This is a genomic window from Rhodococcus sp. NPDC019647 (assembly GCF_044389235.1).
In the GTDB taxonomy this organism is placed as follows: Bacteria; Actinomycetota; Actinomycetes; order Mycobacteriales; family Mycobacteriaceae; genus Rhodococcus_F; species Rhodococcus_F oxybenzonivorans.
The window spans coordinates 100,302-117,282 of the sequence record NZ_JBIRXS010000008.1 but is presented as its reverse complement, the minus strand read 5'-3'; the positions used below and the strand labels follow the sequence as shown (position 1 = coordinate 117,282).

16 protein-coding genes are annotated in these 16,981 nt (G+C 66.3%); 11 read left to right on the top strand and 5 right to left on the bottom strand.

Annotated features, from left to right (window positions below; translation table 11 throughout):
• Positions 1-48: 48 nt before the first annotated feature.
• The 11 genes from ACH49N_RS17605 to ACH49N_RS17555 all read left to right on the top strand — a co-directional run bounded on the left by ACH49N_RS17605 (position 49) and on the right by ACH49N_RS17555 (position 11,582).
• Complete coding sequence (locus ACH49N_RS17605) at positions 49-1,068, top strand: VOC family protein (protein ID WP_358273430.1); 1,020 nt, start codon at positions 49-51, stop codon at positions 1,066-1,068.
• Positions 1,069-1,118: 50 nt separating this feature from the next.
• Entirely contained in the window at positions 1,119-2,063 is a 945-nt protein-coding gene (locus ACH49N_RS17600; RefSeq protein WP_358273431.1) for a fumarylacetoacetate hydrolase family protein, read from the top strand.
• The gene (locus tag ACH49N_RS17595) at positions 2,048-3,052 is read left to right on the top strand and encodes a C-terminal binding protein (protein WP_358273432.1); all 1,005 of its coding nucleotides are present in this window, start codon (positions 2,048-2,050) and stop codon (positions 3,050-3,052) included. Before ACH49N_RS17600 ends, ACH49N_RS17595 begins: the two co-directional genes overlap by 16 nt.
• Entirely contained in the window at positions 3,049-4,032 is a 984-nt protein-coding gene (locus ACH49N_RS17590; protein WP_358273434.1) for a phosphotransferase, read from the top strand. The genes ACH49N_RS17595 and ACH49N_RS17590 overlap by 4 nt, the downstream gene beginning before the upstream one ends.
• Positions 4,029-5,342, top strand: coding sequence for a phosphopyruvate hydratase (eno, locus tag ACH49N_RS17585; RefSeq protein ID WP_358273436.1), 1,314 nt, complete (start codon positions 4,029-4,031; stop codon positions 5,340-5,342). The genes ACH49N_RS17590 and eno overlap by 4 nt, the downstream gene beginning before the upstream one ends.
• Positions 5,339-6,322 (top strand): fumarylacetoacetate hydrolase family protein, encoded by a 984-nt coding sequence (locus tag ACH49N_RS17580; RefSeq protein ID WP_358273438.1) that lies wholly within the window; start codon positions 5,339-5,341, stop codon positions 6,320-6,322. Before eno ends, ACH49N_RS17580 begins: the two co-directional genes overlap by 4 nt.
• Positions 6,319-7,332: a cyclase family protein gene (locus ACH49N_RS17575; RefSeq protein WP_358273440.1), complete on the top strand. Its 1,014-nt coding sequence runs from the start codon at positions 6,319-6,321 to the stop codon at positions 7,330-7,332. The genes ACH49N_RS17580 and ACH49N_RS17575 overlap by 4 nt, the downstream gene beginning before the upstream one ends.
• 30 nt (positions 7,333-7,362) lie before the next feature.
• Complete coding sequence (locus ACH49N_RS17570; protein ID WP_358273441.1) at positions 7,363-8,490, top strand: FAD-dependent monooxygenase; 1,128 nt, start codon at positions 7,363-7,365, stop codon at positions 8,488-8,490.
• Positions 8,487-9,542: an amidohydrolase family protein gene (locus tag ACH49N_RS17565; RefSeq protein ID WP_358273443.1), complete on the top strand. Its 1,056-nt coding sequence runs from the start codon at positions 8,487-8,489 to the stop codon at positions 9,540-9,542. The genes ACH49N_RS17570 and ACH49N_RS17565 overlap by 4 nt, the downstream gene beginning before the upstream one ends.
• Before the next feature lie 49 nt (positions 9,543-9,591).
• A complete protein-coding gene (locus ACH49N_RS17560) occupies positions 9,592-10,536 on the top strand; it encodes a LysR family transcriptional regulator (protein WP_358273444.1) in 945 nt (314 codons plus the stop codon).
• A gap of 101 nt (positions 10,537-10,637) precedes the next feature.
• Complete coding sequence (locus tag ACH49N_RS17555; protein ID WP_358273446.1) at positions 10,638-11,582, top strand: serine/threonine dehydratase; 945 nt, start codon at positions 10,638-10,640, stop codon at positions 11,580-11,582.
• 11 nt (positions 11,583-11,593) lie between these two features.
• Here ACH49N_RS17555 and ACH49N_RS17550 read toward each other — a convergent pair whose 3' ends face one another.
• The 5 genes from ACH49N_RS17550 to ACH49N_RS17530 form a co-directional block, all read right to left on the bottom strand.
• Complete coding sequence (locus ACH49N_RS17550) at positions 11,594-12,571, bottom strand: pirin family protein (RefSeq protein WP_358273448.1); 978 nt, start codon at positions 12,569-12,571, stop codon at positions 11,594-11,596.
• A gap of 87 nt (positions 12,572-12,658) precedes the next feature.
• On the bottom strand, positions 12,659-13,756 hold the full coding sequence (locus ACH49N_RS17545; protein ID WP_358273450.1) for an LLM class flavin-dependent oxidoreductase: 1,098 nt from the start codon (positions 13,754-13,756) through the stop codon (positions 12,659-12,661).
• Positions 13,757-13,914: 158 nt separating this feature from the next.
• Entirely contained in the window at positions 13,915-15,444 is a 1,530-nt protein-coding gene (locus tag ACH49N_RS17540; protein WP_358273451.1) for a DHA2 family efflux MFS transporter permease subunit, read from the bottom strand.
• Positions 15,441-15,911, bottom strand: coding sequence for a MarR family transcriptional regulator (locus ACH49N_RS17535; protein WP_358273452.1), 471 nt, complete (start codon positions 15,909-15,911; stop codon positions 15,441-15,443). Before ACH49N_RS17535 ends, ACH49N_RS17540 begins: the two co-directional genes overlap by 4 nt.
• Before the next feature lie 81 nt (positions 15,912-15,992).
• On the bottom strand, positions 15,993-16,967 hold the full coding sequence (locus ACH49N_RS17530; protein ID WP_358273453.1) for an NADPH:quinone oxidoreductase family protein: 975 nt from the start codon (positions 16,965-16,967) through the stop codon (positions 15,993-15,995).
• Positions 16,968-16,981: the final 14 nt, after the last annotated feature.

The window sequence follows — 16,981 nt, the reverse complement described above, 5'->3', positions numbered from 1 at the left end:
ACTGGTGATCCACACCACAGTCACCCGACCGTTGAGAAGGATCAAATCGTGCCCCACCTGTTGTCCCACCTCAGTCATGTCGAGATCACCACCCCGGATGTCGCCGCATCGGCGCGCTTTTATGTCGAGCAGTTCGGGATGCGAGCTATCCACGAGAACGATGGCTGCGTGTATCTGCGTTGCTGGGGCGACTACTACACGTACAGCCTCGTCCTCGTCGAAGGCCCCGAGCCCACCCTGCGCACGATGGCGTGGCGCACCACCAGTGCCGAGGCCCTCGAGCAGGCCGCCGAACGGGTCGAGGCAGCTGGGATCACCGGTGAGTGGACGGCCGGGACGTTCGGCTTCGGCAAGGCCTACGAGTTCACCGGACCGCACGGCCACCCGATGCGCCTGTTCTACGAGGTGGACAAGTTCGACGCGGACCCGGAGTTCAGGTCGATCTACCCGGACCGGCCCGAGAAGCGCTCCGCACATGCCGGCGCTCCCCGCTTTCTCGACCACGTCACGATCGCCGCAACCGACGTGCGCGCCTTCTGCGCCTGGTACTCGGATGTGCTCGGATTCCGCACGATGGCCTTCACCGATCTCGAGGAAGCGCCGATAACCGTCTTCGGTGTCTTGACGACCAACGAGAAGTCGCACGATCTCGGCGTAGTTCTCGACACCTCCGATCGGGCCGGCCGGATCAATCACGTGGCGTTCTGGGTGGACACGTATCAGGAGCTGCTGCTGTGCGCGGACGTGCTGATGGAACGCGGCACAGGCATGGAATACGGGCCCTCCATCCACGGCATCGGGGAGCAGAACTACCTGTACTTCCGAGAGCCCAGTTCGATGCGCATCGAACTGAATTCGGGCGGATATCGGAACTATGTCCCGGACTGGGAACCGCATACGTGGAAGCCGTCCGAGGGCTCGAACAACCTGTACCGCAATGGCGCCATGCCGCATTCGATGACCGAATCCTTCCCCGCCGCCGACGGTTTCACCGCGACCGAGGAGGGGGCGTCGGAGGAGATGAAAACGGAGCTGCTCAACCCCTACGCGGTTCCCGGTCAGGGCTGACTTCCGCCCGGCTCTGTTCGATATCACTGCGTTGCGAAGGACTGAAGCGAATGAAGATTGCACGTCGGCACACCGACGACGGACCCACCCTGGCGGTGCTCGCGGAGGGCAGCCTGCTCGTCGACCTCGCGCCGGGAGCGGAGCTGGCCGCCCTGCTCGGCGACCCCGGCCGCGTTCACGATGTCGCCGACCGCGCCCTGGCGCAACGGAAGTCGGTGACCAGCCTGAACGATGCGGTGCTGCTGGCCCCGCTGGATCCGCCGACATTCCGGGACTTCTCGACATTCCCCGAGCACACTGAGGGGGTGGTGAAATTGCTCGATCCGCACGCCACGGTGCCCCCGGAGTTCTGGGAAATTCCGACGTTCTATTTTTCCAACCCCTACGCCACCACCGGACCGTATGCGGACGTGCCCATCGCACCCGGTTCAGTCGACTTCGACTTCGAACTCGAGGTCGGCGCGGTGGTCGGCGCCGCCGGCCGCGATCTGAGCGTCGACGAGGCCGCCGATCACATCGCCGGTTACGTGGTGATCAATGACTTCTCGGCTCGCGACGTCCAGTTCCACGAGATGCGGATGCGGCTGGGTCCGGCGAAGGGCAAGGACACGGCCACCGCACTCGGTGCGTTCTTCGTCACCGCCGACGAACTCGCCACCCGGGGGTCGGGCCCGTCCTTCGACCTGCGAATGGAGGTTGCGGTCAACGGTGAGACGGTCGGAAAGGACACCCTCGATCACATGGCGTGGAGCTTCCCGTCCCTCGCCGCGTATGCCTCCCGGGGCACCGAAATCCGTCCGGGTGACCTGCTCGGTTCAGGAACCTGCCGCGGGGGGTGTCTGGCCGAGTTGTGGGGCAGGCACGGCCGGGGATCTCGTCCGGCGCTGCGGCCGGGGGATGTGGTGACCACGACCGTCGACGTCCTCGGCGGCACCCGAAACCGCATCGTCGAACCGGTCGCGCCGCAACCGATTCGTCCATGGGGGTCGGCGTGACGTACCGGGTGCTGATCACCGATCATCCCGCGGCCACCGTCGACGTCGAGCGGGCGGTACTCGATTCGGCAGGTGTGGAACTGGTGGTCGCCGACGCCACCGACCCGGCATCCCTTGCGACCCTTGCCGCGGACGTCGACGCCATCGCCACCTGCTTCGCGAAGATCACCGCCGGGGTGCTCGACAACGCACCACGATGCCGGACGGTGGCACGATTCGGAGTGGGTGTGGACAACATCGACGTGGCACGGGCGAGCGAGCTGGGCATCGTCGTGACGAACGTCCCGGTGTACTGCACAGACGAGGTCGCCGACCACACCTTGATGCTGCTGCTGGCGGTGGCCCGCCGCCTGTTGCCGTTCGCAGCCGATACCGCCGCCGGCGGCTGGAACCGCACCATCGCCTCCACCCCGGTCCGCCTGCGCGGCAAAACCTTCGGAGCCATCGGGGCCGGTGCGATCGGTACCGCCCTGACCCCGCGGGTGAAGGCGTTGGGCATGGAGATGGTCACCCTCCGCCGCCATGGCGACAATGCCGCGGGCGTCCGGGCGGTGCACTCACTGGACGAGCTGCTCGCGGTCGCCGACGTCGTCTCGCTGCACCTGCCGCTGAACCCTTCGACTCGTCATCTGATCGGCTCCCGCGAGCTCGACCTGATGAAATCGACATCGATGCTGCTCAACACTTCTCGAGGCGGCTTGGTCGACACTGCCGCGCTGACAGTAGCCTTGTCGGAGGGCCGACTGGCCGGTGCCGGGCTCGACGTCACCGAACCCGAACCGCTACCGGCAGATCATCCCCTGCGCGCGATGGCGAACGTGGTGCTGACCCCGCACTACGCGTTCAGCTCCGACGGGTCGATGGCCGATCTGTCCCGCACCGCGGCGCACCACGTCCTCGATGTGCTCACCGGCCGGCGCCCGGCGTCGGTGGTCAATGCCGAGGTACTCACCTCCGCGGCCCTGCGCACCCCGGAGCTGGCGCGATGACCACCGAGTTTGTGGACCTGACCGATGCCGTCACCGAGCACCTGCGCGGTCGCGGTCTGGCGACCGCAGGGGCCGACCTGACCGTGCACTCGCTCACCGGCGGCGTCTCCAACGACGTCGTCGCGGTCACCGGCGACGGTGTCGACGTGGTGGTCAAGAGGGCGCTGAGCCGGCTGCGGGTACAGCAGGAGTGGGCAGCCGATGTGGGCAGACTGACGACTGAGGGCCTCGCGCTTCGCCTCGCCGCGACGATCGCGCCGGACTCGGTCCCACCCGTGCTGGACCTGTCCGATGGATTCCTCGTCATCGGCCGGGCCCCCGACCACTGGCACACCTGGAAGACCGACCTGATGGCCGGGGTGATCGATGTGCACGTCGCCGGCCGGCTCGGTGAGATCCTCGCCCAGCTGCAACGCAGCACAGCGGACCGGCTCCCGGAACTGGCGGACGAGTTCGGGTCGCGTACCGCATTCGAGCAACTCCGGGTCGATCCGTTCCACCGGCAGATCCGCGGCCGCCACCCCGACCTTGTGCCACAGATCGATCGAACGATCGCTGTCATGGCCGAGGCCGGTCCGTGTCTGGTGCACGGGGACTACTCACCGAAGAACGTGCTCGTCGGCGACTCCGATGCGGAAATGTGGGTCATCGACTGGGAAGTGGCCCATCTGGGTGACCCCACCTTCGATCCGGCCTGGATCGTCGGTCACCTTCTGCTCAAGAGCATCCGCCGACCCGACTACGCGGACCTCTACCGTGCCGCCGCGGCGACCTTCCTCGATGCATGGAACGCCGCCGACCCCGAGCTGGGATCACAGCTGATCCGCCAGACCGGTGCGCTGGTGCTGGCCCGGGTGGACGGGCGCAGCCCGGTCGATTACCTCGACGACCCCGGCCGGGCGGCAGCGCGCTCACTCGGGCGCCGACTGCTCGGCGATTTCCCTCATTCACTTCTGGACGCCTGGAGGCACCTGCTATGACCGACACCGCTATACATGAGATCACCGCATGGGAAGGTCTCGACTCGCGCGGTAAACCCACCGTGGGCTGTGAGGTGCGGCTGGCGGGCGGTGCGCGTGGGCAGGCGTACGTGCCCTCCGGAGCATCGACCGGCCGGCACGAAGCGCGCGAACTGCGTGACGGCGACACCCGATACGAGGGACAGGGCGTGCACCGGGCCGTGACGAATGCCGCGACCGTCCTCGCCGACGCAGTCCACGGTCTGGACGCCATCGACCGCGCCGCGGTCGATGCGGCACTGCGAGCAGCCGACGGCACCCCCGACCTGTCCAGGGTGGGTGCCAACGCCGTTCTGGCGGTGTCGATCGCTACCGCATTGGCGGCGGCCGACGCGCAGCGCATCCCGCTGTACCGCCTCGTCGCGGCGGACGGGGACGCACCGCTGCTGCCGCTGCCGATGGTCAACATCATCTCCGGCGGGGCCCACGCCGGTCGCTCGATCGATGTGCAGGATTTCCTCGCTGTCCCGGTCGGGGCGCGGTCGTTCTCCGAGGCCATTGAATACTGTGCCCGAGTCCGCCGCGGCACAGCAGAGGTGTTGGTCGACAACGGACACTCGGTCGCTCTGGTCGCCGACGAAGGCGGCCTCGGCCCGGTACTGCCGACGAACCGCTCCGCGTTGGACATGCTGGTCGCCGGAATCGAGCGCGCCGGGCTCCAACCCGGATCTCAGGTTGCAATCGCGGTCGATGTGGCCGCCACACAGTTCCTCACACAGGACGGGCACTACGTCCTCGCGGCCGAAGGCAATCGCCGACTGAGCGCGGCCGAACTGGTCGGCGAGCTCGCCGCGTGGTGCGAGCACTATCCCATCATCTCCCTCGAAGACGCACTGGGCGAGGACGACTGGGATGGGTGGGCGGCGGCGACCGAACGCCTCGGCAACCGACAACTGCTCGGTGACGACTTCTTCGTCACCGACGCCAAACGCCTGCGCCGTGGCATCCGGGAGAACGCCGCCAACGCAGTGCTGGTCAAGCCTAACCAGACGGGCACCCTCTCCGACGCCCACACGGTGGTGCGGTTGGCTCAGGACAACGGGTACCGCACCGTTCTCTCCGCACGGTCGGGCGAAACCGAAGACGCGTGGCTCGCCGATCTGGCACTGGGCTGGCGGACCGGGCAGATCAAGGTCGGATCAACCATGCGCTCCGAGCGCACCGCCAAGTGGAACCGCCTCCTGCAGATCGAGGCCCAGCTCGGTGCGGACATCGAGTACGCCGGCGCAGCTGCCATCTCGGCGGCATCAAGCGATCGGGCCCTCGCATGAACAGGGTGGTCGACGGATACGGGCTGGGTACCTTCGCCGACGACACGAAGATCTTCACCGGTGTCGTCGCCGGCGACCGGGTGGTCGAGATCAGACCGGAGCAACTCGGTCCGGGCATCGCCACCACCCTCGACATCTTCGACAACTGGGACACCGTCCGCGTGGCGCTACCTGACATCGCCGCCACCGCGTCAACCGCCGGTGTGCCGCTCTCGGACGTGCGCATTCTGCCGCCGGTGCAGCCGCGGCGCATCTTCCAGGCGGGAGCGAACTATCGCAGTCATGTCGCCGAGATCATCGTCTCGGGGAAAGCCGCCGACGACACCCGCACCGACGAGGAACTCGAGGCCGCGGCCACCGCGATGATGGACGAGCGGGCAAGAACGGGTAGCCCGTTCTTCTTCACCGGGCTCGCATCCGCGATGTGCGGGGCCGATGACGATGTCCTACTCATTCCCGAATCGAGCCAAACGGACTGGGAAACCGAGCTCGTCGTCGTCGTCGGCTCCGTCGCCGACCACGTATCGCGCGAGGACGCCCTCGACGTTGTGGCCGGCTACACCATCGCCAACGATGTCAGTGCCCGCGATCTACAGTTTCCGGCCGAGCACCGACCGCTCGGTGGTGACTGGCTGCGCTCGAAGAACCGCCCGACCTTCCTGCCGGTGGGCCCGTTCGTGGTCCCCGCCGACGTACTCGGTGACTACCGGAATCTCGAGATCGAATTCCATCTCAACGGCGATCGGATGCAACATGACCGGGCCGCCAACATGCTCTTCGATGTCCCCACCCTCATCGCCCAGGCGTCCGCCATCACACCCCTGCTGCCGGGCGATCTGATCCTCACCGGCAGCCCGGCAGGAAACGGGGGCAAGTGGCAGCGCTGGCTCGCCCCGGGCGACGTGATGGAGGCATCGATCAGCGGCATCGGAACGCTTCGCAACACCTGCCGCGCACCTCACGAAAAGGCTACGTCATGACTCACCCTGCTACTGACAACTCTGCATTTGTCGTCGACCCGGACAACCCGGTCGCCAGCATCGAATCGATGGCCCACCGATGCAGCAACTGGGGACGGTGGGGGGACGACGATGTCCACGGCACGTTGAACTTCATCGACGACGATGCCCGGGTCCGCGCAGCCCGGCTGGTCACCACCGGTCAAACCTTCTCCCTGGCACAGTCGTTCGACTCCGAGGGCCCGCAGAAAGGGTGGCGACGACGGACCAACCCGGTCCACACCATGACCGACACCGGCCTCGACGCCGAGCACGGTAACCAGGGTTTCCCCTTCGGCTTCGGTGGGGCCGACGACGTGATCGCCATGCCGCTGCAGTGCTCGACGCAGTGGGACGGGCTGGGCCACATCTTCGATCACGGTCGGGCCTGGAACGGGCGGCCCGCCGGCAGTGTCGTCACCTCGGAAGGTGACCAGCTCACCGGCATCGAAACCGCTGCCGACCGGATCGCGGGGCGGGCCGTGCTCCTCGACGCCGGCCGGGCCCTCGCCGACGAGCTCGCGCTCGAACACCCGGAACTTCCCGACGGGTTCGCGCTCACCCCCGACCTGCTCGACCGCATCATCGACCGGCAGGGCGTATCGGCTCAGGTCGGCCGCGGTGACATCCTCCTGGTGCGCACCGGTCAATACAGCCGGGTGTGTCGAGAAGGATGGGGAGACTACGCCGGTGGCGCCGCGCCCGGGCTGTCGTTCCACTCGGCGCCCTGGTTGCACGATCGGCAAATCGCGGCGATCGCCACCGATACGTGGGGGTTCGAGGTGCGACCCACCGAGCTGAACGGCGCCTTCCAACCGCTTCACCAGATCGTCATTCCCCACATGGGCCTCTACATCGGTGAGATGTGGAATCTTGACGGCCTCGCCGAACACTGCTCCCGGACCGGCCGATACGAGGCGTTCCTCGTCGCCGCACCGCTGCCGGTCACCGGCGCCGTCGGCTCACCCGTCAACCCCCTCGCCGTCGTGTGAGAACGACTACACGCTAGAAAGGCAATCCCCATGCCCACACTGAAGAAGGTCGGGATCATCGGCGCCGGCATCGCCGGCCTGGCCGCCGGCGTCCTGCTCGCCGACGCCGGCATCGACGTCGAGATCCTCGAACGCGCCGATCGCCCCCGAAAGGACGGCTCCGGAATCACCCTGCAAGGCAACGCACTACGAATCCTTCGGCAACTCGGAATCTGGGACCAGATCGAATCCACGGGATACGCGTTCGACACGGTCGGAATCCGTGCCCCCGACCCCGACGCCACCGTTCTCGTCGTCATGACCGACGTCCGAACGGGCGGAGACGATCTTCCGGCGACCGTAGGAATGCACCGACCGGAACTTGCCGCGATGCTGCGCGACCGCCTCCACATGGCCGGCGGACGGATCCGCTACGCCGCCGACGTGGTCGGTATCGACTTGACCGAAAAAGACACTGCCACCGCGGTCCTGGCGTCCGGTGACAGACGCTCCTACGACCTGCTGATCGCCGCCGACGGGATCAACTCCGCCACCCGGTGCCTGCTCGGGATCGACGTCACCCCTCGCCCCACCGGGGTCGGAGCCTGGCGGGTGGTCGTTCCCCGTCCCGCCGACGTCGTACGCACCGACCTCATTTACGGGGGCCCGCAGTACCTCGCCGGATACTGCCCCACCAGCGACGACTCGATCTACGCCTATATCGTCGAGGACGCCCAGGCCCGTGACAAGGCGGACGGGCCGCTGATCTTCAAGAAACTCGCGGCCGGCTACGGCGGGCCATGGGCACAGATCGCCGACTCCGTCGACGAGAACACCCCCACCAACTACACGTGGTTCACCACCCATCTCGTCGAGGGACCCTGGCATCGCGACCGGGTAGTACTGATTGGTGACGCGATCCACAACTGCCCACCGACGATCGCCCAAGGAGCGGCAATGGCACTCGAGGACGCCGCAGTCCTCGTAGAGGAACTCCTCGCAGACGACGACACACCGCTCGACGAGGTGTTCACCCGCTTCCGCCACCGCCGATTCGACCGGGCGAAGACAGTGGTCGACTCCTCCACCCAGTTGGTGCAATGGATGATCGACGGCCACCGCGGTGACGTCGCCGAAGTCATCCAACGCGTCGCCCACATGGTGAAGGTTCCGGCATGAACGGTCCGGTCGTCGACGTCCACGCCCACGTTTTGCTGCCCGGCATCGAGGCATACGTGGCCGAGATCGACCCCGACGGGCTCGCGGCAGCGAAAGACCTCGATGCCCGGCGAAACGGTCGCGAGTCCTCCATCGAATCGGGCCGCATGATCCAGGACCGCTGGTCGCTGCTCACCGACCTGCCTACCCGTGTGGCCGTGATGGACGCCACCCAGGTAGACCTGCAGATGGTTTCTCCGTCACCCTCGCACTACTACCCGTTTCTCGGCCCGGACGCAGCCCTGGACGTCGCCCGGCAAGTGAACGCCGCGATCGAGAACCTGGTGGGCCGGGCCCCCGACCGACTCGTCGGGCTTGGTGTGGCGCCGCTCCAGCACCCGGACCAGATGGTCCCCGCCCTCGACGACGCCCTCCGACGCGGACTGCGCGGCGTCGAGATCGGCTCCTTCGGCGCCTCCCCGTCCGGCGGCCAGGCCGGCACGGTCGAGCTGTCCGACCCGGCACTCGACCCGTTCTGGGCTGCCGCCGAGAAGTCTAGGGCCGTACTCTTTCTACATCCTTTCGGTTGTTCGCTCGACGAGCGCCTCGACCGGTTCTATTTGGCCAACACGGTCTCCCAGCCCGCCGAGAACGCGGTTGCACTGTCCCACCTGATCTTCAGCGGAGTCCTCGATCGCTACCCCGACCTCGTCGTCGTCGCCGCACACGGCGGCGGTTACCTCCCCACGACGATCGGCCGTTCCGACCACGCCTGGCGAGTGCGTCCCGAGTCCCGCGGGTGCACACATCCACCGTCGACATATCTTCGGCGACTCTGGTTCGACTCCCTCACCCACGACGGGGCGCAGCTCGCTGAGTTGATCCGGGTGGCCGGTGCGGACCGTGTCCTTCTCGGTTCGGACTATCCATTCGACATGGGGACGGACGACCCCGTCGCGGCAGTCCGTCACGCAGGCCTTGCCGAGGATGTCGTCCAGGCCATACTCGTCGACAACGCCGCCGCGGTGTTGTCGTCACCCTTGATCCACGGCAAGGAGGACATGCTCACGTAGGGTTTCGGATGAACGGGGGCGCAGCGTTGTTCAGGGTGAAGGAGTGTCGGTGAAGGAAGTCGACCTGAACCTGCTTCCGCATCTGCACGCGCTACTCGAGCTGCGGAATGTCTCCCGGGCCGCCGAACGGGCACATCTGAGCCAGTCAGCGATGAGCGCCGCGTTGGCGCGACTCCGCCGCCATTTCGACGACGAACTGTTGGTGCGCGCCGGCAGGGAATACGCCTTGACAGCGTTCGCGCAGAACCTCGCCCCGGCGGTGCAGGACGCGATGGCGAAAGTGCACGACGCCATGCAGATGCGGTCGGAGTTCGATCCCACGGACACCGACCGCACCTTCGTCCTCGCCGCATCCGACTATGCGACCACCGTGGTGGTCCGGCCCCTGCGCGGTCTGATCACCCGTCAGGCGCCCCGGGTGTCGGTCGACATCGTCCCGATCATCGGACTCGACGCGGGGTTGGAGGCGTTCGGCCACGTGGACGTGATCGTCGGTCCGATGGGCTTCGACTTCGGTGGGAGCTACCGCCAACTGTTCCGGGACGAATTCGTCGCCGTCATGGACAGCGCGAATCCACTGCTCGACCGAGACCAGCTGACCCTCGGGGACATTGCCGCCGCGCCGCACGCTGTCGGTGAGTTCGGACCCGGCGTGACGACACCACCGATGCAATTCCTGGCCGACGCCGGGGTCACGCCTGTCATCGCCGCCCGAGTATCCGGATGGCAAATACTGCCCTTCCTCGTCGAAGGCACCGACCTAGTCGCGTTGGTACCGCGCCTCCTCGCGCAGCGACTGGCAACCGGACTGTCGGTGACGGTCGTCGAATTCGTTCCAGAACTCGAAATGCCCGTAGTAGAGGCCATGTACTGGCATCCCCTGCAAACCACCGACCCCGCCAGCATCTGGCTACGCGAATCCATCCAACACGTCTGCCGCGAGATCCGGGCCGAAAACGCTTCCCTCACGCATCCGGTCCGGATCGATCGTTGAACCCACAGGCCGCTGCCGGCCAGCCCTCTCCGGCAAGTCACCAGATCAGGAGTCACGCAGACGCGGTAGTACCGCCCTCTCGAAATGACACGATGGGTGTCATGGCAGACACAGTGGACCAGGCTTCCGTCATCCGCGCGCGCGATCGCATCGACGGGCTGATCCGGCGCACTCCCACCTTCCGGGCCACCGTTCCGACGGCCCACGGTGATATTCCGGTGATCTTCAAGCTCGAATTCCTCCAGTACGGCGGATCATTCAAGGTCCGCGGCAGTCTCAACGCCTTGCTTCACGCAGAGGAGGAGGGACGGCTCGCCGACGCGGGAGTCGTCATCGCCTCCGGTGGAAACGCCGCGATCGGCGCAGCCTGGGCATCACGCCTGCGCGGTGTGCGGTGCACCGTGGTGGTGCCGAACACCGCGCCCGACATCAAGATCGAGAAGCTGCGGGCGCTGGGGGCGGATGTCCGCACGGTGGGCGACCGCTATGCGGAGGCCGCCGCGTACGCCGCAGAGCTCGCCGAGTCGTCGAACGCACTGGCGCTGCACGCCTACGACCTTCCGGACATCGTCGCGGGAGCGGGCACCATCGCCCTCGAGATCCAGGACGACGTCCCCGAACCTGTCACCTACGTGGTCGCCGTAGGCGGCGGCGGACTGCTGTCGGGCATCGTCGCGGGTAGCCGCGACAACGACGCCATCATCGGTGTGGAACCGCGCGGCGCGGCCACCCTGCACACGGCCGTCGCGGCACGCCGTCCCGTGGACATCGACATCGACAGCATTGCCGGCGACTCTCTCGGGGCCACCCAGATCGGCTCGATCGCGTGGGCCACCGTGTCTGGGCGGCCCGTCGACAGCCTCGTCGTGGACGACAGCGCACTGCTCGACGCGCGAACGCTCCTGTGGGAGGAGTTCCGGATCGTCGTCGAACACGGCACGGCGGCGGCGCTCGCCGCGATCCTCACCGGCGAACTCGTACCGCCGTCGGATCGACCGCTGTGTGTCGTCCTTTGCGGGGCCAACACCGCACTGACCAGCTACTGAAGGGCGAGGGATCAGCCGCGGGGTTTCAGCCGGCTGTTCGGCAGCTCAGGCGCAGGCAAAGCCGAACCGTCGTATCCCTCGACGGTTCCGAACCGGTAGTCGGTGGACCCTGCGCCACGGATTTCCGACTGCCAGTCCCGGCGGTAGCCGACGATGTCGTCGTGGCTGCGACCGAGGAAGTTCCACCACATGATCACCTGCTCGCCGAGTGGCTCGCCGCCGAGCAGCAGCAGCCGGGCGCGGGTCTCACCGGTATTTCGCAACGCCACTACCGAGGACCCCGGCGGCTGATAGCCGAGTTCCGCCCACTTCAACGGGGTTCCGCGTAGACGGACGTCACCTTCGTCGACCAGAACCCCGACTTCGAAACCGGGTTCGATGTCGAAGGTGACGTCTGCACCCGGATCGAGCAGGACCTCCGCTCCCAGCAGCGGCGAGAATGTGTGGACCGGCGAGGTCGACCCCGCCGTGGTACCGAGAAAAACCCGGACCGTTGCGCCGTCCAACTCCACCGGTTCCGGCGCATAGGTGTCGAAGGCGGGCGGCGCGTCCTGAGCCGAGGCGGGCAACGCCACCCACAGCTGGGCGCCGTGCAGAATGCGCGTCTCCGGCGTCGACACCTCCGAATGTGCGATGCCCCGCCCGGCCGTCATCAGGTTCAGTTCGCCGGGCCGGACCATGGCGTGTGAGCCGATACTGTCGCGGTGCTCGATTTCGCCGGTGAACAACCAGCTCACTGTCTGCAGCCCGGTGTGTGGATGCGGCGGGACGTTCATCCCCCCGGTGAGTCCGACATCGTCCGGGCCGTAGTGATCGGCGAAACACCACGCCCCGATCAGTGAAAGCTCGCGCTGCGGCAGAGTGCGCCGGACCGGCATGGCGCGAGGGCCGCCCAGCGGAACCTCGCGCGGGCTCAGCACCTCGATACCCTCGCCACCGGGACGGGACTCACACCGCTTCTCCACCGAATTCGCTTCCACATTGCTCACGATTCCATCGTGCCTTTCGTCGGCTCTGCGCGGTACCACGTGTACGACGTTCGGGGTCTCGTCTCGTCGACAGACGCCACATCAGTTCTACAGAGGGGTGGCCTCGGTCAACGTCCGATCGGCCTTCATCGACGCGTGCGTCGGTGGATTCTCCGGCACGTGCGCCGGACGACGCGCGGCAAACTCTTTGCGTAGCACAGGAACCACCTCGCCACCGAGCAGGTCCAGCTGTTCGAGCACCGTCTTCAGGGGAAGGCCTGCATGATCGACGAGGAACAGCTGACGCTGATAGTCGCCGAAGAAGTCGGCGAACGTGAGGGTCTTCTCGATCACCTGCTCAGGCGTCCCGACCGTCAACGGCGTCTGCTCGGTGAAGTCTTCGAGGCTGGGGCCGTGCCCGTACACCGGGGCGTTGTCGAAGTAGGGTCGGAACTCGTCGACGGCGTCCCGAGCGTTCTGTCGCATGAACACCTGCCCACCCAATCCGACGATCGCCTGATCAGCACGCCCGTGACCGTAATGCTCGTAACGCTCCCGGTAGAGATTGATCAGCGCGATGTAGTGCTCCTTGGGCCAGAAGATGTTGTTCGCGAAGAACCCGTCGCCATGGAAGGCGGCGATCTCCGCGATTTCCGGGCTGCGGATGGAGCCGTGCCACACGAACGGCGCAATACCGTCGAGCGGCCGCGGGGTGGAGGTGAACCCCTGCAAGGGGGTACGGAACTGACCCTGCCAGTCCACCACCTCTTCGTCCCAGAGCCGACGCAACAACCGGTAATGCTCGAGCGCCAGCGGAATGCCCTGGCGAATGTCCTGACCGAACCACGGATAAACCGGAGCCGTATTGCCGCGGCCCATCATCAGATCGACGCGTCCGTCGGCGAGATGCGACAGCATGGCGTAGTCCTCGGCGATCTTCACCGGGTCGTTGGTCGTGATCAGCGTTGTCGACGTCGACAGAATGATCTTCTTCGTCTTGGCGGCGAGATACCCCAGCATGGTCGTCGGGGAAGACGGGACGAAAGGCGGATTGTGATGCTCACCGGTCGCAAAGACGTCGAGCCCCACCTCTTCGGCGTGTGTGGCAATGGTGGTCATCGCCTTGATGCGCTCGTGCTCGGACGGAGTGCGGCCGGTGGTCGGGTCGGTCGTCACGTCGCCGACGGTGAATATTCCGAACTGCATGAGATGTTCCTCCCGAACCGCACAGTCACGCGTGCATCAATCTGATACAACATTCAACCACATGGGAGTATTCCGGATAGCCGGGAACGCGAGGGGCGGCAAGCACAGAAGTGCTTGCCGCCCCTCGACGCGATACGCCGGATCCTCCGCGCAGCCGGTCAGTGCATCATGATCTGCGGAACATCCTCTGCTTCGAGCGCCGGATTCACCGTCTTCTTCCGCGGCAACAGGAACGCCGGAATCAGAGTCAGTGCGATGAGCACGGTCGCCACCATGAAGGTGTTACCGAAGGCGTCGGCCGCGGCGTTCAGAATGCTGTCGACGGCGCCGGGAGGCTGCTGCGCGGCCACCTCGGGAACGTGCTGCATCGCCACGGTCTGGTTGTCGAGACCCCGATCGAGTAGCTGGTTCGTCAGAACGACCGACATGACGGCGGTACCGATCGAACCCGCGGTCTGCTGGACGATGTTCATCAGCGAAGAACCGCGCGCGACCTGCTCGTTGGACAGGGTGACGATGGCTGCGGTCATCAGCGGCATCATGGTGCAACCCATTCCCAGGCCCATCACGAACAGCGCACCCATCAGCAGCCACGCCGGTGAATCCCCTGCGACCTGGGTGAACACTCCCAGGCCGACTAGAATCAGCGGCAGACCCGTGAGCACGATCTTGCCCGGACCGATCTTGTCGACGAGCCGACCGGCGACCGGCATGGTCAGCATCGCGCCGATTCCCTGCGGAGCCATCAGCAGACCGGCAGCCAGAGTGGTGTGTCCCCCGACCTGGATGAAGTAACTCGGGAAGAGCAGACCTGCACCCATGAACGCGACAATGAACAGCGAGGTCGTGATGACCGCGACCGACAACTGCCGGTTCTTGAACAGGCGGAGGTCGATCAGCGGGTGATCCTTGCGAAGCGCATGGAAGACGAACGCGATGATGAGCACCAATCCGATGGCTCCGGACACCAGCACTCGGGCCGAGGCCACGGTGCCGACTTCGGGAATGGACGACACACCGAACAGGAACAACGCCAGGCCGGGCGAGAGCAGCAGCATTCCGAGGAAATCGAAGGACTCCGACGGCGAAGGCTTGTCCGACGGCAGGATGATGAACGCCGCCGCGAGCGCGCCGATACCGATGGGCAGGTTGATCAGGAAGATCCAGTGCCAGCTGGCCGCCTCGATCAGCCAGCCACCGAGGATCGGACCGCCGATGGGTCCGAGCAGCATCGGGATACCGAGCACCGCCATGACCCGGCCGACTCGATCCGGGCCGGCCGCCCTTGTCATGATGGTCATGCCGAGCGGCATCAACATGCCGCCGCCGAGACCCTGAAGCACTCGGAATCCGATCAGCGTCGTGATGTCCCAGGCGAAACTACACAGCACCGAGCCGAGCACGAACAGGATCAGTGCGGTCATGTACAGGCGCTTGGTGCCGAACCTGTCGGCCGCCCACCCGGTGAGAGGGATGACGGTAGCGAGCGCGAGCGTGTACCCGGTCATCGTCCACGCAACGGTGGCGTAGGTGCTGTCGAACTCGGTGGCGAATGTCGGCAGCGCGACGCTGACCACGGTCACATCGAGGATCGACATGATGGCGCCGAGCACCACCACCGACGCGATCTTGAGGACCGTGCCGTCGAGCTTGTCGGGCACCGCGGGCGCGGCGTTCGGCGATGTCATCCGAATGTCTCCTGGTTGTCTTCCCGCAGGAAGTTACCTGCGAGGATCGGTTGTAGGGCCTCGATCAGTCGAGCCCGCTCGGCCTCCGGAATCCGCCATGCGAACTGTCGCAACTGATCACGTTTGCAGTCGATGTGGTGGTTGGCCAGTTCGTGCCCCGCCTTCGACAAGGACACTCGCTTGACCCGCCGGTCACGGTCGTCCTCCCGGCGAACGACGAGACCGAGCTTTACGAGCTGGTCGACGTTCCGACCGGCTGCCGCCACCGAGAGCCGCAACCGTTCCGCAACCTCGTGGATCGGCAGTGGCTCACCGTGCTGCGCAAGCGCGAAAAGCATGCGTACCTGAGAGAACGTGAGGTCCAGCTCGATCAGGGCGTCCATCGACTCCGACTCCCCCACACACAACACTTGCGAGAAGAAATCGTTGAGTGCATCGAAGAGAAGAGCAGGAGAGTTGTCGGCCACCCCGAAATGCTAGCGCACATGCAACTATTGCCGAAGAGCAACTATGGCGCAACCGAATTATCGGTGTCGGGTATCACAGCGTCACTGCTCGCGATCCTGCACGAGTACGGCTTTGCCCATTACGCGCCCCGCCTCGAGGTCGCGCAGCGCCTCGGCGGCGTCGGCCAGCGGGTATCGGCTCTTCACCAACGGCGTCAGACCTCGCTCGATGTGCCCGAGGAGTGCAGCGTGCACCTCGGCCAGCGCGTCCGGTTCGGTACGGAGGAATTCACCCCACGCCGCCCCGACGATGCTGATGTTGCGAAAGAGCACACGATTCAATTTGACCTCGGGAATCGCTCCGCCGGCGAACCCGATGACCAGCAGCCGCCCTTCAGGGGCCAGCACGCGCACCGCTTCGTCGAACGCGTCACCACCGACCGGATCGACGACCACCTGTGCGCCGACACCACCGGTCAGGGCGCGAACTTGCTCGCCCCAGCCTTCCCTGAGCTGCACGACCTCGTCGGCGCCCAATTCCCGCAGGAAGTCCCCGGCACCGTCCCGCCGCACGACGGCGATCACCCGCGCGCCGTGCGCCTTCGCCAGCTGGATCGTGGACGTGCCGACACCACCCGCCGCGCCCAGCACGACGACCGTCTCTCCAGAACGTAATTGCGCCCGCCGTTGCAGCGCGAACTCCATCGTCTGATAGTTGACGATCAGGGACGCAGCGGCCTCGAAGCTCAGCGAATCGGGGATCGGCAGCACCTGTGCGGGCGGCACGGCGACCCGCTCGGCGTATCCGCCGACGTGCGAGACGGCCAGCACCCGCCGCCCGGGTTCGAGCCCGCAGTCCGGCGGCGCCGACACGACAACCCCGGCCACTTCCGCCCCGGGAACGAACGGCGGCTCGGGCCGAATCTGATACTTGCCGTAGCTGATCAGCAGGTCGGGGAAACACACCCCACTCGCCCGGACATCGATCAGCACCGCACCATCAGCCTGCGGTTCGGGCACCTCCTGCACCGTCATGCCATCCGGCCCGGACAGTTCCGTCACCACCACTGCGCGCATTCCCGAATGCTAGA

Excerpts from the sequence above, each read along its gene's own strand:
- ACH49N_RS17600 (WP_358273431.1), top strand. The coding sequence starts at position 1,119 with ATGAAGATTGCACGTCGGCACACCGACGACGGACCCACCCTGGCGGTG.
- ACH49N_RS17595 (WP_358273432.1), top strand. The coding sequence starts at position 2,048 with ATGGGGGTCGGCGTGACGTACCGGGTGCTGATCACCGATCATCCCGCG.
- ACH49N_RS17590 (WP_358273434.1), top strand. The coding sequence starts at position 3,049 with ATGACCACCGAGTTTGTGGACCTGACCGATGCCGTCACCGAGCACCTG.
- eno (WP_358273436.1), top strand. The coding sequence starts at position 4,029 with ATGACCGACACCGCTATACATGAGATCACCGCATGGGAAGGTCTCGAC.
- ACH49N_RS17580 (WP_358273438.1), top strand. The coding sequence starts at position 5,339 with ATGAACAGGGTGGTCGACGGATACGGGCTGGGTACCTTCGCCGACGAC.
- ACH49N_RS17575 (WP_358273440.1), top strand. The coding sequence starts at position 6,319 with ATGACTCACCCTGCTACTGACAACTCTGCATTTGTCGTCGACCCGGAC.
- ACH49N_RS17570 (WP_358273441.1), top strand. The coding sequence starts at position 7,363 with ATGCCCACACTGAAGAAGGTCGGGATCATCGGCGCCGGCATCGCCGGC.
- ACH49N_RS17565 (WP_358273443.1), top strand. The coding sequence starts at position 8,487 with ATGAACGGTCCGGTCGTCGACGTCCACGCCCACGTTTTGCTGCCCGGC.
- ACH49N_RS17555 (WP_358273446.1), top strand. The coding sequence starts at position 10,638 with ATGGCAGACACAGTGGACCAGGCTTCCGTCATCCGCGCGCGCGATCGC.
- ACH49N_RS17545 (WP_358273450.1), bottom strand. The coding sequence starts at position 13,756 with ATGCAGTTCGGAATATTCACCGTCGGCGACGTGACGACCGACCCGACC.
- ACH49N_RS17540 (WP_358273451.1), bottom strand. The coding sequence starts at position 15,444 with ATGACATCGCCGAACGCCGCGCCCGCGGTGCCCGACAAGCTCGACGGC.
- ACH49N_RS17530 (WP_358273453.1), bottom strand. The coding sequence starts at position 16,967 with ATGCGCGCAGTGGTGGTGACGGAACTGTCCGGGCCGGATGGCATGACG.